The sequence below is a fragment of the Microcoleus sp. AT8-B5 genome, from assembly GCF_036705565.1.
Lineage (GTDB): Bacteria > Cyanobacteriota > Cyanobacteriia > Cyanobacteriales > Microcoleaceae > Microcoleus.
The window spans coordinates 66,533-84,486 of record NZ_JAUBUY010000009.1; the positions used below are offsets into that span (position 1 = coordinate 66,533).

The following is a 17,954-nucleotide window of genomic DNA, read 5'->3' on the forward strand; positions in this document are numbered from 1 at the left end:
GTCATTAGTGAGCAGTCATCAGTCATAAACTGGTGACTGATAGCTGATGACTTCGGAAGTTAGTCAGGAATAAGCTACCACACAGGGAAATCAACGCTGCATGGAAAATTTTCAAATCAGCGGTTCGGCGGGAGTAAGACAAGGAGTGCTGCGATCGCTCAACCTGCGATCGGAAGAAGTAGAGCGAACCGTACTGATGTTCCTCGTCTACACTCTAACCTCCGTCGGGCTGATCTGGCTGGAACTCAGCACAGTAGGTCTTTTTCTAGATGAATTTGGTGCAGACAAAATGCCCTGGATTTATATAGCCAGCGCGTTTATCGGTTCTGGCTTGGGATTTGTCTACTCGTGGCTGCAAAAAATCCTGCCGCTAAGGCGCACCGTAGTGGTTGTTCTGGCAATGATGTCGATACCGCTATTTTTATTTCGATTCGGGATCGGCTACGAAAATACTAAGATAGCTGGCGTCAGCATCGCTTTTATTACTATTTTTTTGATGTGGCTGTGGGTAGAAGCTTGCTATGTCCTCAACGACCTTAATACTTCTATCACTTCCAACCAACTGTTTAATATTAGAGAAATCAAGCGCACCTATCCGCTAGTCAGTAGTGGCTATCTAGTAGCGGGAGTAGTCAGCGGATTTTCTCTGCCTGTTTTGCTGTACGTAGTCGGACTCAAAAACGTTACCCTCATATCGGGGTTGATGGTGGCGATCGGCTCGGTGTTGCTGTACTACCTCACGGAAAAATACAGCCAAGCATTCCCGGAAACGGCTCACTGGACGGATGATGATGATGAAGACGACGACCAAGAAGAATTTACCGCCCGCAAAGTTACAGGCCCACTTCAAAAATACGCCGTACCTCTAGTCAGTTTTTTCATCCTCGCAGAAGTCGTCTACGTGCTGGTAGATTTCCAATTCTACAGCCAGCTAGAATACCAAAACCCGGGGGACGGAGCTAGCTGGATCGCTAGCTTCCTGGGCATTTATGAAGGCATACAAGGCCTGTTTCAAGTGGCGACTCAATGGTTCGCTTCGAGCCGGTTGGTGGAAAGAATCGGTGTATTCGTGACGGCGATGATTTTGCCGGCGGGTATCGCTATACTCGGGGTGCTGACCCTAGGAGCATCGCTCGGCCAGCTAGTATCTGTGTTCATCGGGCTAATATTGCTGAGATTTTTAGACGAACTGCTGCACTACACCCTGTTGGAAACCGTTAGCCCGGTTTTATTTCAACCGATTCCCGACAATATTCGATCGGGCATTCAAACTCTGGTCAACGGTGTGGGCGAACCTTTGTCCTGCGGAGCTACAGGAGTAGGCATCCTGATTATGCTGTGGGTGACAGGCAAGATACTCCCCCAGCAAGACGAAAATGTATTTCACGACCAGCAAAGCTTGATATTTATTGGCGTGATCGTCATATTGGCACTGTTGTGGGTGTTTGTCGTATGGTTGATCCGCTCTCAATACGTGGGTTTGTTGGTCAAAAGTGCGGAGCGGGGGCGCTTGGGCGTCACAGACGTTGACCTCAAAGCTCTCAAGCGCGCAGTGGTGGAAACTCTACAAAAGCCGGGGGGCGAAGATGAAAAGCGCTCTTGCATAGAACTCCTGACGCAAATTGACCCCAAAAATGTCGGAGAAGTTCTGGCTCCCCTCCTCGATTCGCTGTCCCCTGGTTTGCAGCGCCAGAGCTTGGAAACGATGCTGCAACACCCGAACCCCGCCTATTTAGAATCAGTCCGCGCACTCTCGCAGCAATCCTTGCCGCCGGAGGTTCTGGCCTTGGCTTTGCGCTACATCTGGCTGACGGAAGCTGAACCGAATATTGAGAGCTTGCGGCCTTACTTGCAGCCGACGGTCGATCCGGTGGTGCGGGGGACTGCTGCTGCTTTAATTATGAGAAGGGGCGATCGCCTGCAAAAGGCAGAGGCTACTAATACGCTGCGCCAAATGCTGACGCACAAACAAGAGCGGGAACGTGTTATGGGGACGCGGGCTCTGGGAGAAGCTGATTATTTGCAAGGACTGCGGCTGCATATCCCCAATCTGTTGCAAGATGAATCTCTGCGAGTGCGCTGCGCTCTGTTAGACGTGATTTCGTCTACTCATTCGGAAGAATATTATCCTTCGCTGTTGCGCGGACTTGGTTACAAATCGACTAGGGAAGCGGCTTTGCAGGCTATAGTCAAACTTCACAACGATGCCATTCCTTTGCTCGTTTATTTGGCTGAGGATATCCACAAGTCGGATTTGGTCAGGTTGCAAGCTTGGACGGCTCTGGGTCAAATTGGGACAAATGAGGCGATCGACATTTTGGTGAGCAATTTGATGACGGCTTGGGGAACGACGAGGCGCAATATCCTCCGCATCCTGTTGAAAATGCCTTCGGAAGCGGGGATAGAAGGGGTTCTAGACCGCATCGGCCGTAGCGGCTTGGAAACTCTTATCGAACAGGAGTTAATGTTTATCGGTCAAATTTATGCAGCTCTAGTAGATTTTTCTGGGGTAACAACCTACGGCAATTTCTCGGATCGGGAAGCCAACAGCACCGGAGCACCTGGGAACGATACGGCTCAATTGTTGCAGCGGGCTCTGGCGGGATTGGAAGCTGATGCTAGGGAGCGGTGTTTTTTGCTGATGAAGTTTCTTTATCCGCTGGACACGGTACAAGCCGCTGCTTTCAACATCGCTTCTGGCCAACCTTCTTTGGTTGCGAGGGGATTGGAAATTCTCGATAATACTGTGGATATAGCTAGGAAGCGATCGCTCATCAATTTGTTAGACCAACACTCGGAAAGAGAAAAATTGAGCAACCTCTCGGAATTGATGGTTTACAAACCTCTAGCGCCTAGCGATCGTTTGCGCCGCTTGCTAGAATTGCGCCACTTCCTTTCCGATTGGGCCTTGGCCTGCTGCTTTCACTTGGCGAGACAAGCGCGCTGGAGTCTTACGGCTCAACAAACTCTTGTCTGTCTGCAGCACCCGACGGGTTTTGTCCGCGAAGCAGTGTTAGCCTATTTGAAAATAGCCTCGCCGCGGGCTTTGGTCGAATTGTTGCCCAGGCTGCAAAATGACCCCGATAATTTGGTATCCGCTCAAGTTGAAGAAATGATGGCAGAGTTGGGTGCTGGGGGGAAAAGGTAAAGAAGGAAGAAGGAAGAGGGATGAGGGAACAAAAAGAAACTATGCCCAATGCCCAATGCCCAATGCCCAATGCCTCTTCCTCTTCCTTTGTTTAAGTTTAAATTAATCATTGCATCTCATTATGTTAACAAGCGTCGAACGCCTATTGTTTGTGAGGGAGGTTCCGATTTTTAAGGAACTGCGGGATGATTTTCTCGTGCGTCTAGCATCGGTAATGGATGAACTTTCATTTCCTTCTAAGCACAGGATTTTTACGGAAGGACAAGAAGGTCGATCTCTCTATATTTTGGTATCGGGAACGGTGCGGGTGCATATAGGCGATCGGGATTTGGCACAGTTGAAAGCGGGGGCTTGTTTCGGGGAAATGTCGCTGTTTGATGCAGAACCTCGATCGGCTTCTATTTCTACTCTCGAACAATCCGAGTGTTTGATGCTGACTCAAATGCAGCTATACGATGCGATTGATGAAACGCCGGGAATTGCGGTGAATATTATTCGCTTGCTGTCGCGCCGGATTCGGGAGTTGAATCAAAAGTTGAATGCTAAAGAAGCGATGATGCCTCCTACAGAGACTGTGAGAGTTCCTGAAATGCGATGAAATTGGGGAATTGAGAATTGTGTTTTTAGTCGATCGGTAATTCTGCACAATTTATCTTCTGTAAGGTGCCAATAGCGCACAATTTTTCTGGCTAGTGTCCGCTATTTGCACCTCATACTATATTTACAAAAAAAATGTAACTATAGACAACCCCCAAACCCGAATATTCATCAGTCATAGCCAATCTAAAATCTAAAAACTAAAATCTAAAAACTAAAATCTAAAAACTAAAATCTAAAATGGCATGACTATCGCCAATAAGGTCGGCCCTTCCAAAAAACTCCCACCGTAACTCCGATGAGTGCAGCTTCCGATAAACTTGCTAATAAAGGAGGGATGGGTAGGAATGACTTTAACACCAAACCCAAGAGCACGCAGAAAACTAAAACCCACAAACTAATTCGGTTGAGCAAAAATTGTTGTTGCCAATACTCTAAAAAGTACACTGCTAAAGCTCCCATTCCCAGTGCAGCAACGAAAGGTATCAATGTCCCGAGGGAGGAGCCGTAAAGAAGCGTCACGACGTTGCGGATTGGCCGCGATTGCGTGAAACCCCAGGCTAAAAATAGCTCCACTCCAATCACGATTGAGTTGACGAGGGCGGAAATTTGCAGCATTTCTCGCCAAGGTAAAAGTTTTAAGCGCCGCAGAAAATTGTTCACGATCGGCAGATTAGGTAGGTTGCTTTGATTTTATAACAGTTTTGCCCTGGCGATCGACCTTTGATGACAATTTGTGAAGTAAAATAAAGATATAGAGCAGTCTCTTGACAAATTCACCCAGAGTACCTGCCTATTAATTGTTGGAACCGCGAAAGGAAAAAAGTTATGGTGGAGAACACTGTCGATTGTGCTGTAGCTTGCGTCAATGGCTGCATTCTGGGCGACAAGTGCCCGAAGCGGGAATACGCAGAAGCAACGTCCAACTTTATTGAAAATACTTCTCTGGATAAAATGCTAGAAATAGCAGAGGAAGCGGTGAGAAGGAAACGGACGGAACCCCCCAAATGGGTAATTCCTGATTTTCCCGAATAGAATTAACATCCCCATTAAAAAGCGATCGCCCTTATCAAACGGGCGATCGCTTTTTGTATTCCCAATGAAATAGCTGCTCAGAATCAATATATTTCCTGGGATAGAAGCTAAAAGCTTAAATAGCAATTACAATGTCATTTAATGATAGCCATTGGCAATTACTAAAAATAATTCAGCTCAAGCGAAATTCGGACATTTTTAATTTAATTGAGTTCAAAAACAAACAGGAGCAAGTCTCGTGGCACAGCAAAAGGAACGCAACGCAAAAACAACAAGAGATGGTGATAATTTGGGCGAATTGCCTCAAGAAATTACCGAATCTTACGGTACAGGCGTCATCGATCAACCGGGAGTGAGCCAAGACGACATAACAACTCTGCAGGACAGCAGTTCGGAATACTCTTCCACTTCCCAAATCGGCGGCGAGGACGGCGATCCGGCTGCGGAACAAGAAAGTGCCACGGGCGAGCAATCTGTGGGCGGAACCGCGCCTACTCCAGACCTGGATATGGTTGATGAACTCGGAGCCGCTGCGGGCATAGAGATGCCGGATGGGGCTATTTTGCACACAACAGATATGCTGGAACATCGAGATGAAAGCCGGTGGGAATTAGACCCGAGTTCTGCGGAAGATTATCAGGAACGACCGGATTTCTAGGTCGATTTTTTACAAAAAAATAGATAGTATAATAGGAGCGGGTTCACCAGTATCCATACTTCATATCCGAAGTATTTGTAAATCCGCCCCTCCTCACTTTTGCTCTCGCAACACATATCCAACTCCCCGAACCGTATGCAGCAGGCGTTTTGAGTTACTTGCTTCTAATTTAATCCGTAACGCACGGATATACACTTCAATAATGTTTGACTCTCCCATAAAATCGTAACCCCAAACTTTTTCTAAAATTCGGTCACGGGTAATGACTTGACGGGAATTTTGCAGCATAAATTCTAACAAATCAAACTCTTTGGCAGTGAGTTCAATTAGTTGACTGCCTCGATAAACTTCACGGGTTAAACCGTTCAATATTAGGTCTTCAAATTGTAAATTATCCGGGTCATTTGCTTGAGATCGGCGCAGACGTGCTTTAACTCTCGCGAGGAGTTCTTCCATACTGAAAGGCTTAGTAACATAATCATCGGCTCCAGCATTTAATCCCGTCACGCGATCGGGTACTTCATCTTTTGCTGTCAGCATAATTATTGGTACTTGAACACCAGTCGATCGCAACCTTAAACAGATGTCTAATCCAGAGATGCCGGGAAGCATCCAATCTAAAATTAATAAATCCGCTTGAGCATCACGAGCGATCGTTAATCCATCCAATCCGTTTGGGGCGACAGTGACGTGATATCCTTCAAGACTAAGTTCAGATTCGATGAACTTTGCCAGTTTAGGGTCATCTTCAACAAGGAGTATGCGATCGCTCATAGCTGCGGATTCCAGACAGGTAAGGTGATAGTAAAAATACTACCTTCTCCCGGTTTAGATCGGAGCGTAATACGTCCTTCCATGCCTTCGATCAGGCTTTTGGCGATCGCCAATCCCAGCCCTGTACCGTCTCTAGAGCGCGTCATTGACTCATCCACCCGGTAAAATCGCTCAAAAATCCGGTTTTGATGGGGGAGAGAAATACCAATTCCGCGATCGCCCACATGAATCATCACCTGCTGTTCCCTCTTTTCTAATACTAACTCAACTGGTTGTTCGGGAGCAGAATACTTGATTGCATTATCGACTAAGTTAATTAACACCTGTTGTAAACGATCCTGATCCGCACAGGCTACAACATCCTCATCATTTGACACCAAAATAATTTTTCGATTGCTAACTTTTTGACTCATCTGGGCAACCTCAGCCACCAGAGTATTCAGCATCACCGGATTCAAACGAAAGTGCAAGTTGCCACTATCAGCCCTTGCCAAATCCAGCAAATCTTCTAACATCCGAATCGTGCGTTCAGTTTCCCCAACGGCTGTTTCCAGTGCTTGTTGCTGATAGTCACTTAAGTTAGTGCTGCGTCGCAGCAAACTTTGTAAATAACCAACTACAACCGTCAGAGGAGTGCGTAATTCGTGGGAAACATTACCGACAAATTGGCGTTGTTGCTCCCAGGAACCAGATAAGCGAAACAACATCTCATTAAAGGTTTGTGCTAGTCCTAAAATCTCATCAGGAGCCTGATGCAGTTGGAGTTTTGCCGCCTGCAAATTATCAGCAGACAAAGTGCTAGCTACCTGACTCATATGTTCCAAAGGATGGAGAGCATGACGAATGCGACTGGCGATGGCCAACATTAACACTAAGATTACCACAACACTGACAACAATTAGACTGCGAATCCCATCATTTAATTGACGTTGCTCATCAGTGATATCTTGAGAGAAATATACCGTACCCAGTAACTCATTTTTAATCCTCAGAGTTCTGCTACAGATCACCAAGTAGCGATCGCCCACCTGAACAAAAGTAGGCTCAGCAGGTACTTCGGTCAACGAGATCATCTTCGTAATCTTAGAAGATTGCAGATCCATATCAGGTGAATTCACCAAAAGCATCCCATCATTTCGCTTCACCCACACCATAATTCCTCCTGTGGAAGCTTTATGGACGCTTCGGGTTAAGCCAATTTCTAGTGAACCCATTTCACTATAAAGCTCAACCTGTTCGGGAAAGCGTATTCCAATGTATTCCAGGGTTTTTTTATGGGCACCGACTAAATTTTGCGACCTTTGCCAGCCGGCCCAAAATGCCACACTGCTAAGTCCTATAATCGAGAGTACCAGCAATTCCAGTGTCAGGCGAAACTGAAGCGAAGAGGTGGAAATTCGCTTGCCAGTGAGAGGGTTGATAGCGACTATAAATTGGGGAATGAGCTTCATTATATCGTCAGGTAGCGAGGAGACTTAAGCATTAAAATTAGGAAAAATTCCAACTAGATTGTTCCTGGACGCACTGTACAGTCAGAAACCGGGTTTTTTTACGAAAATCCTTCGTTATAGCCAGGAGATTCGCTAAAAAACCCGGTTTATTTGGTATGATTGCGTCTAGGACTATAGCTCCAAAAAATCATTAGAATGCACCCTTAAAAGTTTTCCGCAGTACCTTTAATCTGGTTAAACTCAAATCGTCGATCGTAATCTGTTACACCATAAAGATTAAAACTAATGGTTGGTTGATCTCCCAGTGCTTCCACATGATGAATCGCATCTGGCATTAAGCACAAAACGTCACCAGGGGCAAGCAAAATATCGCCCACTGTTGTGATTTTATCGGGAAACTTGCGAGTTGGCGATCGCTGCCAAAAAGTATTTTTCTCCTGTCCATCAAGTAGCGCCACCAGTCCCCAACTGGCATGATTGTGAATCGGAGAAACAGCACCCGGAGCCCAAGCCACCAACTGCACCGTCAGAGGAAAAAATGGTTCATCATACAGTGTTTGTACGGCCCAGCCTGTCTCAGAGTCAGGCTCAAGGAGAGCAATTTGAAACCAGGAAGAACTATCTAACAACCTGCGGACAAGGGGACAAATTGCCTGGAGTCGTAAATAATCATCACTAATTTGCTCTAATACATCTTCCAAGTCAGTTAAAAAGCGGTAAAGTCGGTAGGGATGAGTCAAATCTTCAATTTGACTTGTAGCCTCAAAAATACTGCACTGTCCATCATCAGTCACTAACCAGTCTTTTCCTGTCATAATTTCTCAACTCGCGATTAAATTACTGCACTACTAAGTTTCTCATCAGCAATCTTGGGTTGAGAAACCAGATATCTAGCAAGAAACCCGGTTGCTAAGCCAAGAGTGTATCAAGGACTCTTAAGGATAGTCAGGGTTAATCTCCACTCTATAAGAAATTCCGGGTAACTAGATGATGCGTTCCTAATTTCCCGATGAATTTTTGCTGAATAAAGGGACGTATAAAGTATTCAGAGTTTTATCTCTCATCCATCTCTTCCTCATCTAGCACTCATTTTCTTGAGCATTAATGTAAATAACCTCAAAGCTTGAGGACAACAACAAGCCAGCATAATTCCCAGAGAGCAAGAACTCTCAAGCAAACATCTGGCGTGGAATTACTAACAATTTATCTGGAAATTAGACACATGAAAGTAAAATACATTACTACGATCGCCATTGCCGCCATTCTCGGTTTGGTAACAACTAATGTTAGCTACGGCAACTTCAAGGCATCAACAAACTCAAACTCTACAACGGTTTCATCCAAGGTTGCACAATCCAATCCTTGTGCGGGTAAAGCCAATCCTTGTGCTGGTAAAGCCAATCCTTGTGCGGGTAAAGCCAATCCTTGTGCGGGTAAAGCCAATCCTTGTGCGGGCAAAAGCAGCACAGCAACCGTTCATCCTGAATTTTACACCGAAAAAGGTGTGGCTCTTGATGGTCAGGATGTTGTAGCCTATTTCACCCAAAGCAAATTAGTTATGGGAGTTAGCCAATTTAAACATAATTGGGGTGGAACAACTTGGATGTTTGCTAATGCAGCAAACCGTGATATGTTTGCTAAAAATCCTGAAAAGTATGCTCCTCAATACGGTGGATATTGCGCCCAGGGAACCAGTGAAGGGCATCTTGTTGTCACTCAGCCTGACGCCTGGAAAATCGTTAATGGGAAGCTTTATCTCAACTACGACAAGAAAGTACAAGCACAGTGGATGGGGGATATTCCTGGTCACATTGCTTCAGGAAACAAAAATTGGCCTGCTATTCTGAATAACAAAGAACTGTTCCGCTAAGGAATGAGAATTAAATAACTTCCACAAGTTTGTGGGATGGGCGTCCCGTCCGTCCGTTTTGGACGGGCGGGACGCCCATCCCACTTTCAAGAGTGGAAGTTATTTAGTTCTCATTCCTTAACAAGCTGTACCTCACACAATTGACAACTGCTATATTTTCTGAGCGAGCAAAATATTGGGTGACTTATCCTTCATAAAGCGTGTTGGTAGTCAGGACTTCAGTTGTATCTATGCCGATGAACAATTACTATTAGTCCTGACTACCAAATTCCTGTGCTTAGATCGCCGGATATGATATTATGTATCGCAAAAACCGGGTTAATGAAGCCAACTCTCCTCAAGAAAAAGGTGATCTATGGAATTTAAAGATTTTCTGGGTTTGCTGCATCCTATTTTAGCTGTAGCGATTGTTTTTCCTATGCTTGGTGTTGTTCTCAATATGGCGTGGCAAACTATGCAGCGTCGCAAGCAAATTGCGATCGACACCAAGAGCAAAATTCCACCTGTAGTCGGTTCAGAACACGTCAAAGCAGGTCGAATTCTGTCAGGTTCTGTGGTAGGAGTGACGTTGGTGGGTCTAGCCTACCCGATTTTTGAGCATATTTTGAGCAAGGATGTTTGGAGCAAAAACTCGTTTCAGGTCATTTTCATTGTGCTGATGTTTGTTGCAACTGTCGCCTCTTTGGTGATGCTATATCGAGCTACACCCGCTTTATGGCGCGGCATATTTGCGACCCTAACAGGTACTGGTTTGGTGATTCTTGGCACTCAAGATGGCGTTTATCGGCGAACCAATGAATGGTACTGGTCTCACTACTACATTGGCATCGCCGCTGCGCTAATTATGGTTTTCTCCCTTGCCATCATTGAAGACATTTACAAAGACCGTTCAAATCGCTGGCGCACTATCCATGTCATCTTGAACTCGATCGCTGTGTTGCTCTTTCTGGGACAGGGAATGACCGGAACCAGGGATTTATTAGAAATTCCTCTAAACTGGCAGAAACCCTATATTTATACCTGTGATTTCACCAATAAGACCTGCCCAAAACCGTGAGCGATCGCATTACTTCGATATTCAAGTCTAAAATTAGTATAAATTAGAAGGGCGGGACACCCCACAAGAAATTTCATGTATTGTGAAACAGGCATCTTGCCTGTTTTTAAGATGTGATGTATTGTGGAACAGGCATCTTGCCTGTTTTTAAGATGTGATGTATTGTGGAACAGGCATCTTGCCTGTTCTTGAGATCAGAATGGTGCAATATCTCAGTCACTCCTAATCAGTCACCAATCTTAATCATTGCGAGCCAAACCCTGAAGGCTAACTTGCAAAATCGACAAACCCAAAATTAGCAAAAACAAAACCAGCCCGATCGTACAAGCATAGCCAATTTCCAAATCCTTAAAAGCCCGTTCGTAAAGATAATAAACAACAGTCTTAGAACTATTGCGAGGCCCGCCCTGAGTCATAATATAAACTTCTTCAAAAACCTTAGTAGCAGAAATCGCCGAAATCACTGCTACCAAAACTAAATAAGGCTTCATCAGGGGCACAGTAATATCCCAGTGCTTTCCCAAACCATCAGAACCATCAATAGCAGCCGCCTCATAAAGTTCTGCCGGAATAGCTTGCAGCCCTGCCAAATAAATTACCATGTAATAGCCCAATCCTTTCCAGATAGTAACTGCCATGACGCTAAAGATTGCTAACTTCGGATTAGCCAGCCAAGAAACAGGAGGTAAACCCAACAATTCCCCCAACTGATTCAGCAGTCCAGTCTCAGCAAACAGCCACTTCCAAGCAATCCCGGCGACAACCATTGAAATCACCGCCGGCGTGTAGTATGCGGCTCGAAACCAGTTCATCCCCTTAAGTTTTTGGTTGCACAAAATCGCCATTCCCAACGGTAGAACAACCAATACAGGCACAACGCAGGTGAGATACAGCAGCGTATTCGTCAAAGTTTGCCAAAATGTGCGATCGCCCCACAACCTCTCAAAATTCTTTAAACCCACCCACTGCGGCATTTGAGTTAAATCATATTCGTAGTTGGTAAAACTCAAATAAAAAGCTTGTACCGCAGGCCACAAAACAGTCAAACTCAAAATAAATAAAGCAGGTAGCAAAAACAAATAAGGAGTCAGGTTTCGTCGCAAAAAAGTCAAAGGCATAAATTAGTTATTAGTTATTAGTTATTACTCGTTCCCAGGCCGAGCCTGGGAACCAGTTATCTCTTAGTCTGCGGAGGCAGACTTCGTTTGTGTAGACGCGGTTTCAACCGCCGAGTAATAAGGGATTAACACTTATTTAACTCCAGAAAACAAACCCTGCCAGTCTCCGGGAGAACTGCCATTTTCCCCCTCTTTCACCTCAAAAGTAACGTTGCAAGCTTGCGGTTGTTCCAAAGCCTCCACGCACAATTCTGCAATATCTTCCCGACTGACTTTGCCCCTAATATTGTCTCCTTGCTCAAATATTAAAGCTTTGCCTCCCGCTTCTTCTGTCAAAGCGCAAGGTCTGACAACAGTATAAGGTATGCCGCTCGATCGCACGCAATCCTCCCCTTTCAACTTCCAAGTCAAAATCCCCCCCAACATATCATTCATCCTGACAGCAGGCGGTTCTTCTTCCAAGTTAATTCCCGGTCGGCCAGGGCGGGTAACTCCTGCCGAACTCACCATCACAAATCGCGGCAAAGTCTGTCCCCCATCAGCTTTAATAGATTCTAACTCCAGTTGAAAAATACCCGGTGTAAATTTCGGGTTGAGCGCGCCATCATATTCAAACTTGCTCAACATTAACTGAAAAGAAAAAATAGTGCTGGCATCAAATTTAGAGCCATCTTTGACAGTTTTGGCGCGGAATACTGGGATTAACTCATCAAAGGGAACAGTGATAGTAATCCAGATATTGTAAACAGTATCAAACGAATAGCAATAGCCAATTCCATCCCATTTAGCTTCGCTGCGAACAATCAATTTGTAGCGCTTGCCGTCTCCTTTGACACGTAGTTGGAGACCGCTAAATCCTGCGAGATTGAGGGGAGGATCGAAGTTGCGGGTACGCACCGAAGCAAAGCCGCCCGAGTTGGCAGTAGAAACATTGCCTGTGAAGATAGCTGTATTGTCTGTAAGTACGATCGAACTTTCGCTAGTGCCGCCCATCACGATATCGTCTAGCGCACCCCAAGTTTCTTTTAAATCTTGGCTGGGTTTTGTGAAGTCAAAAATTATTTTTTCGCCTGCTTTAATTAGCTGGCGGCGAACAGCTTGCACCAAATTATTGAGGCCTTTGTATTCGACTATTTCGGGAACATCCACAACTTCCGGCATATAAAATTTGATGCCTTGATAATATTTTTCCCGCGTTGGAGTGTCTCCTTCTACTGGTTGAACTTTGGTGCCAGTACAGCAGATAACTGCTTCTATGCCCTCGGTTACTAGCGGTGTTAGGGTTTCTGGGAGAGTGATATCTCCTTCGACTAATTCGACATTTTTGCCGAGAATTTCTGTTGCTCTTTTAGCATCTCTGACGAGGGCTCGCACTCTATATCCCCGCTGTTGCAGCCGCTTGACAACTCGCTTCCCGACGCCGCCGGTAGCACCGGCTACCAGTATCAGTTTGGGTTGGTCTTTTTTAGTTTTGCTGCTGCTTCCAAAGAGTTGTTGCAGCCAGCTAATGCTGCCAATGAAGGGAATGACGCCGAAATAAGCCAAGGTTTTGAGAAACCGGCCGGCATCCCATTGGGCGGTTTTTTTTTCAGTCATACTAGCTTCCTCTGAATTGGCTCAAATCTACTTAGCTGCTTTTGTATTTTAATCTAATTTTCGATTTTTGAATTGGGGCGATTTCCTAGCCTTTGGGATAGATTCGCTAGCGCGGACTTTTTTTCACTTGACAATGGGTGTGGGGTGAGTTTGGCTCAAGGGAATCTCAATAATCAACTCGGTACCCTCTCCGGGGGCAGAAATGCAAGTCAATTTGCCACCGTGTTGTTCTAGCACAATTTCGTGGCTAATCGCCAAACCTATCCCCGCACCTTTGCCCACCTGTTTTGTGGTAAAAAACGGCTCAAAAATTTTCTGGCGCACTTTTTCTTCCATGCCCCAACCGTTGTCCTCGATCCGAACTGCTACGGCTTTTTTCCCCGGACAAAGTTCAGTCACAATCCGAATTTGTCCGTACTTAACTGGCTCTTCTTTGTCCCCGCCGTGCGACGATAAGTTATTGTTGACAAAGGCATCTTCGAGAGCATCAATGGCATTTGCCAGTACATTCATAAATACTTGGTTGATTTGAACTGGGTAACACTCAACAAAAGGCAGAGAACCATATTCTTTGATGAGATGAATTGCGGGGCGATCGGGCTTCGGTTTTAGTCGATTACTCAAAATCAACAAAGCGCTATCCAATCCGTCGTGAATGTCAACTGGTTTAATCTCTGCTTCGTCAATTCTAGAGAAGTTTCGCAGCGACTGAACTATCTCGCGGATGCGGTTAGCTCCTACTTTCATTGAACCCAGCAATTTCGGTAAGTCTTCAACTATGAACTCTAATTCTACTGCTTCTATTTGTGCTTCAATTTCTGGCGAAGGCGACGGATAGTGCTGGTTGTAAAGCTGCAATAAATTGATCATTTTTTGACTGTATTCATTAGCATAGCTAAGATTGCCGTAGATGAAGTTAATCGGGTTAGTGACTTCATAAGCTACTGCCGCCACCAACTGTCCCAAGCTTGACATTCTTTCGCTTTGCACCAATTGAGTCTGCGCCCGCTTCAGCTCGGACATCGCTGTTTTTAAATGAGCAGTTTTTTCCCGTTCTCTGGCGACTGATGCTTCTAGTGCTGTATTTAATTTTTCGAGTTTATCGACTTGACACAGCACTATATTAATCATTGCTTTTTTCAGTTCCAATGCAGCTTCTATTTCGCATTGTTTCCAAGGCAACGATTTGTACCTCACATTTTCTTTCCACAGCTCGAAGGATTTCCGAGGAGACAGTCGAGGGTTGCCATCTTCATCGGTTTCCACTGGTTTGTTGGGGTTGCCCGCCCAATTTACGGTCTTAATTACTTCCGGGCGAAACCACAAAACGTATATTTTCTGAGTCGGAGATATTGCTATGGCCAAACACCCGCTGGCTGTGTCTTTAAATTCCTCAGCTTCTGGATAGCATTTGGTGAGCGAGTCCGTATAAAAAATTTCTTGTTTGAGGTTATTTTGCACCCAATTAGTTAAGTATTTGAGCGCTTCTCCTTGAGGTGTTTGCCCTACTTGATAGCACTTGTCTCCAAATACTATTGCGGCTCCCTGGGCGTTGACTGCTTCTAGCAAATTCTGCTGACATTTAACTAACACTTCTGACAAGTTGTCGGACGTGGATATGTCTTCAAAAATCTTGGTTTGAATGGATTTTAAGTGTAGTTTGTAGTCGTAGTCTTCGTTTCCTTCTTTTGATTGCAGTTCTAAGGACATTACTTGCCCGATAAATTCGCAGGCGGCGCGCAATTCATAGTTGAGGTATTTTGGTGTATAGTTGTGGCAAGCAATCAATCCCCACAGTTTTTTGTCTTTGATTAACGAGATTGACATCGAAGCTGCAACGCCCATATTTTGCAGGTATTCTATGTGAATGGGAGAAACGCTTCTCAATACGCTGAAACTCAGGTCTGTGGGCTGGGTGGTGACAGCATTATTTCCTGAAACAAGGGGGACTGGTTGATAATTAATATCTGGGATTAACCTCAGCCAATTTAACGCATACAGTTGTCGGGCTTGTTTGGGAATATCTGAACTTGGGTAGTTTAATCCTAAGAAAGGACTCAGCATTTCTGCTTTGTCTTCAGCGATTACAGCGCCGTTGCCTTCGTGGTCAAATTGATAGACCATAACTCTATCAAAACCCGATATTTTTCTGACTTCTTCTACAGTTATTTGAGATAATTCTTTGAGATTTTTGGCGCTTTGAATTTTTCTGATAGTAGATCTCACTGAATGATAAAAACTAAAAACTGAAAGATTTTCTGGGCTGGTGGCCAATTCCAACTCGACCATCAATACTTCTTCTACTCGGTGGAGGATGCAGTCAAATTCTAAATATTTACCTTTGTTTATGACAGAGAGTTTAATGGGATTAACGGTTTTTAAGTTTTCATTACACAAACAAAGCTTGAGTTTTTTGAGTTGAACTCTATTGAAGAATAAGCTCAAATTTCGACCGATCGCACTTTCGGGCTCTACTCCTAACAAATCTTGCGTATTTTCACTGACTTGCAGTATTTCTAGTTCAGGTTCTCGTACAACAAGTAGCACCCCGTGTGGCTGAATCAGCCCCGATATGTGAATCTGTTCTCTGTCGCAGTTTGTCAAGTCAACTTCTTCGAGTGCGGGAATTGTGATTTGTAGATCCATTTTCTTTGTCTTCCGCTGTAAAATGTCGAGAGGGTTCTAATGATTTGAGATTTGAGAGCCAAGTGGCTTTTCTATGATAATCTCATATTGTTCGATCGCATAACGGATCGATCCCTGGACGGACACTGAGAATCAATCAAGAATCAATCATCCGATCATCAGCGAATCAAAAAAGATTTAGTCGAAAATCAGCCTGCAGTATTTGTTGCTGTGAGACCAGCCTCAGCTTTCTATAAATTTTACCGACTTGGCTCCTATATACTATCGCTTCCCGATGTTAATTATCATAGCAATTGTTGCGATTCTTCAAGTATGTTTAATAATTTTCCAAAAAATTAATATTTGTGGTAAAATTTTCCCTGCTGGAAAAGGGGGAGAGAAATGCGTCTCCAGAACGGCCTACTTACTGAAATATTAAGTTAAGGTAAGGGTGACAAGATATGAAAGTCAAGTCACGCTAAGCTCTTTAAGTATACCCAACAGGCCAGACATTTAGACTGATGCTCGACTTCAATACAGTTACTGAATTTTCTCATACCTACTGCATAGCTATCTGTGCCTTTTTAGTTCCGGCAAACTTGCTGACTACTTTGCAGACAGCGATTTTGACAGGACTAAACCGACCTCGAATGCAAATTTGGGCGTCTGTGGTTGTCGCCAGCCTTTGGGCTACAGCAATGATATTTCACGTTTTTACCTGGTTCGCGATCGGGGTAGTAATGCCTCCGACATACATCTTGCTAGTTATGGCAATCACTTGTCTGACAATCAATGTCTGGGCGATCGCTCATCCTGCAAGCATGATGCAATTAATTCGAGTTGCGGTATCAGTTGTTAGGGGATATTTCCGAAGGAAGAAGGATGTAGTTGTCTAAAAACTTAAAAAAAATGGCAGGGGGTAATGTGAAAAAAATCAGGGAAAATATGGGTTTCCGAAGATTTTTTCGAGAGGCAAATCGTGCTTCCGAGGGCTGAGTTTTCAGCGGTTATTCCGGTTCGCGATCGCGACAATCATCTGTTTCCGGGCCGCGGGGATGGATCGTGCAGTTGAGCAGGTAGCCCCCGTCGCTTCTGCCGTAATAGTAGCGGCATCCGATGCAAATTGCGGGAGGTTCGATCGCACTTTGGTAAAGCGGATAATCTCCAGTCGCCAGCAGCGAAAAGTCCCGCTGCGTCTGAACATTCCCGATAATAGCGCCGGAGAGTTCGACAGCTTGGCGGATGTTTTCGATCCTGGTGTAAGGCGGCAGGTAAATGTCAATACAAAGGCGTATGCCCTGGCTATCCCGATCGTGGCGGGTAATAGTGCCGCCGAGCAAACCGACGCGCGAAGCAATAGTCGAGGAAAATTCGCTCAGGGAGGTGCAGTAACCGGAGAAAACGTGAATATGTTCGTCCGTAGTAGCTCTCACCGTCAGGCGAGTGGGAATTCGCAATCTCAGGTAAGCGTCGAGTTCGTCAAAAACTGGTTCGGCGATGGATAGCATTTGGTTTGCGTCTTCGTGCTTGAGCCCAAAACCCTTAGAAACCTTGGACACGAGGGCGGCTAAAATATCAAAGACTTCGGTTAAGAGTGATTGTAGCCTGCTATCAATGGCGATCGGACATTCTCTCAGCAGCTTTAAATAGTCCTCCAACCGATGAGCCATGCGCTGAATGCTGCTAAATCCGAGCATAGCTGCTCCCCCTTTTATCGAGTGCGAGGCTCGGATGAGCTGGTGTATTCTTTGGGGATCTGCCAGGGTGTTTTGGATATCTTGCAAGCCTGGTTCGATAATTTGGATCTGTTCTGTGGCTTCTTCGATAAAGTAGCCGATGATCCGCTGTAGTTGTTCTGGCAGCATAATTTTATTCTCCTAAAGGCAACCGAGTATTATTAGTCATTAGTCAGACATTTGATAGTTTGGAACTGATATTTAACTGACGAGTTATTTTTGTTTTTAAGCCCTGATTTGTTTTATTCTGACTCACGGCAACTGTAGTGGCAATGTCGAAAACTTTTAA

Annotated in this window: 15 protein-coding genes; 7 read left to right on the plus strand and 8 right to left on the minus strand. The window is 45.0% G+C overall.

What is annotated here, in order from left to right:
• Positions 1-100: 100 nt before the first annotated feature.
• Together QUB39_RS08620 and QUB39_RS08625 are read left to right on the plus strand one after the other, a co-directional pair.
• A complete protein-coding gene (locus QUB39_RS08620; RefSeq protein WP_333209509.1) occupies positions 101-3,148 on the plus strand; it encodes a HEAT repeat domain-containing protein in 3,048 nt (1,015 codons plus the stop codon).
• A gap of 121 nt (positions 3,149-3,269) precedes the next feature.
• Positions 3,270-3,746, plus strand: coding sequence for a Crp/Fnr family transcriptional regulator (locus QUB39_RS08625; RefSeq protein ID WP_190660410.1), 477 nt, complete (start codon positions 3,270-3,272; stop codon positions 3,744-3,746).
• A 248-nt stretch (positions 3,747-3,994) separates the two neighbouring features.
• Here the strand turns inward: QUB39_RS08625 and QUB39_RS08630 are convergent, their stop codons facing one another.
• The gene (locus QUB39_RS08630; protein WP_333056101.1) at positions 3,995-4,408 is read right to left on the minus strand and encodes a peptide chain release factor 1; all 414 of its coding nucleotides are present in this window, start codon (positions 4,406-4,408) and stop codon (positions 3,995-3,997) included.
• A gap of 165 nt (positions 4,409-4,573) precedes the next feature.
• Here QUB39_RS08630 and QUB39_RS08635 point away from each other — a divergent pair, with 165 nt between their 5' ends.
• Positions 4,574-4,780, plus strand: coding sequence for a hypothetical protein (locus QUB39_RS08635; protein ID WP_333056102.1), 207 nt, complete (start codon positions 4,574-4,576; stop codon positions 4,778-4,780).
• 238 nt (positions 4,781-5,018) lie between these two features.
• Positions 5,019-5,438: a DUF6335 family protein gene (locus tag QUB39_RS08640; protein WP_333056103.1), complete on the plus strand. Its 420-nt coding sequence runs from the start codon at positions 5,019-5,021 to the stop codon at positions 5,436-5,438.
• 93 nt (positions 5,439-5,531) lie between these two features.
• Here the strand turns inward: QUB39_RS08640 and QUB39_RS08645 are convergent, their stop codons facing one another.
• The 3 genes from QUB39_RS08645 to QUB39_RS08655 form a co-directional block, all read right to left on the minus strand.
• Positions 5,532-6,212, minus strand: coding sequence for a response regulator transcription factor (locus tag QUB39_RS08645; RefSeq protein WP_333056104.1), 681 nt, complete (start codon positions 6,210-6,212; stop codon positions 5,532-5,534).
• A complete protein-coding gene (locus QUB39_RS08650; RefSeq protein ID WP_333209512.1) occupies positions 6,209-7,663 on the minus strand; it encodes a HAMP domain-containing sensor histidine kinase in 1,455 nt (484 codons plus the stop codon). The genes QUB39_RS08645 and QUB39_RS08650 overlap by 4 nt, the downstream gene beginning before the upstream one ends.
• Positions 7,664-7,866: 203 nt before the next feature.
• Positions 7,867-8,478 carry a cupin gene (locus QUB39_RS08655; protein ID WP_333056107.1) on the minus strand — a complete coding sequence of 204 codons (612 nt, stop codon included), beginning with the start codon at positions 8,476-8,478 and terminating at the stop codon, positions 7,867-7,869.
• Positions 8,479-8,885: 407 nt separating this feature from the next.
• Here QUB39_RS08655 and QUB39_RS08660 point away from each other — a divergent pair, with 407 nt between their 5' ends.
• Positions 8,886-9,533 carry a YHS domain-containing (seleno)protein gene (locus QUB39_RS08660; RefSeq protein ID WP_333232092.1) on the plus strand — a complete coding sequence of 216 codons (648 nt, stop codon included), beginning with the start codon at positions 8,886-8,888 and terminating at the stop codon, positions 9,531-9,533.
• Positions 9,534-9,888: 355 nt separating this feature from the next.
• Positions 9,889-10,590 carry a DUF4079 domain-containing protein gene (locus tag QUB39_RS08665; RefSeq protein WP_333209516.1) on the plus strand — a complete coding sequence of 234 codons (702 nt, stop codon included), beginning with the start codon at positions 9,889-9,891 and terminating at the stop codon, positions 10,588-10,590.
• Between the two features lie 239 nt (positions 10,591-10,829).
• Here QUB39_RS08665 and QUB39_RS08670 read toward each other — a convergent pair whose 3' ends face one another.
• The 3 genes from QUB39_RS08670 to QUB39_RS08680 form a co-directional block, all read right to left on the minus strand.
• Complete coding sequence (locus QUB39_RS08670) at positions 10,830-11,708, minus strand: sugar ABC transporter permease (protein ID WP_333209518.1); 879 nt, start codon at positions 11,706-11,708, stop codon at positions 10,830-10,832.
• 132 nt (positions 11,709-11,840) lie between these two features.
• The gene (locus QUB39_RS08675) at positions 11,841-13,304 is read right to left on the minus strand and encodes a CIA30 family protein (protein ID WP_333057409.1); all 1,464 of its coding nucleotides are present in this window, start codon (positions 13,302-13,304) and stop codon (positions 11,841-11,843) included.
• Positions 13,305-13,427: 123 nt separating this feature from the next.
• Positions 13,428-15,950, minus strand: a complete 2,523-nt coding sequence (locus QUB39_RS08680) for an ATP-binding protein (protein WP_333209521.1) — start codon at positions 15,948-15,950, stop codon at positions 13,428-13,430.
• A 500-nt stretch (positions 15,951-16,450) separates the two neighbouring features.
• Here QUB39_RS08680 and QUB39_RS08685 point away from each other — a divergent pair, with 500 nt between their 5' ends.
• On the plus strand, positions 16,451-16,825 hold the full coding sequence (locus QUB39_RS08685) for a hypothetical protein (protein ID WP_333057411.1): 375 nt from the start codon (positions 16,451-16,453) through the stop codon (positions 16,823-16,825).
• Positions 16,826-16,936: 111 nt separating this feature from the next.
• Here QUB39_RS08685 and QUB39_RS08690 read toward each other — a convergent pair whose 3' ends face one another.
• Positions 16,937-17,794: an Hpt domain-containing protein gene (locus QUB39_RS08690; protein ID WP_333209523.1), complete on the minus strand. Its 858-nt coding sequence runs from the start codon at positions 17,792-17,794 to the stop codon at positions 16,937-16,939.
• Between the last annotated feature and the right edge of the window lie 160 nt (positions 17,795-17,954).

Bases quoted from the DNA above. Each gene is read 5' to 3' on its own strand.
- QUB39_RS08625 (WP_190660410.1), top strand. From the start codon at position 3,270: ATGTTAACAAGCGTCGAACGCCTATTGTTTGTGAGGGAGGTTCCGATT.
- QUB39_RS08620 (WP_333209509.1), top strand. From the start codon at position 101: ATGGAAAATTTTCAAATCAGCGGTTCGGCGGGAGTAAGACAAGGAGTG.
- QUB39_RS08660 (WP_333232092.1), top strand. From the start codon at position 8,886: ATGAAAGTAAAATACATTACTACGATCGCCATTGCCGCCATTCTCGGT.
- QUB39_RS08670 (WP_333209518.1), bottom strand. From the start codon at position 11,708: ATGCCTTTGACTTTTTTGCGACGAAACCTGACTCCTTATTTGTTTTTG.
- QUB39_RS08650 (WP_333209512.1), bottom strand. From the start codon at position 7,663: ATGAAGCTCATTCCCCAATTTATAGTCGCTATCAACCCTCTCACTGGC.
- QUB39_RS08635 (WP_333056102.1), top strand. From the start codon at position 4,574: ATGGTGGAGAACACTGTCGATTGTGCTGTAGCTTGCGTCAATGGCTGC.
- QUB39_RS08645 (WP_333056104.1), bottom strand. From the start codon at position 6,212: ATGAGCGATCGCATACTCCTTGTTGAAGATGACCCTAAACTGGCAAAG.
- QUB39_RS08690 (WP_333209523.1), bottom strand. From the start codon at position 17,794: ATGCTGCCAGAACAACTACAGCGGATCATCGGCTACTTTATCGAAGAA.
- QUB39_RS08680 (WP_333209521.1), bottom strand. From the start codon at position 15,950: ATGGATCTACAAATCACAATTCCCGCACTCGAAGAAGTTGACTTGACA.
- QUB39_RS08675 (WP_333057409.1), bottom strand. From the start codon at position 13,304: ATGACTGAAAAAAAAACCGCCCAATGGGATGCCGGCCGGTTTCTCAAA.
- QUB39_RS08655 (WP_333056107.1), bottom strand. From the start codon at position 8,478: ATGACAGGAAAAGACTGGTTAGTGACTGATGATGGACAGTGCAGTATT.
- QUB39_RS08685 (WP_333057411.1), top strand. From the start codon at position 16,451: ATGCTCGACTTCAATACAGTTACTGAATTTTCTCATACCTACTGCATA.
- QUB39_RS08665 (WP_333209516.1), top strand. From the start codon at position 9,889: ATGGAATTTAAAGATTTTCTGGGTTTGCTGCATCCTATTTTAGCTGTA.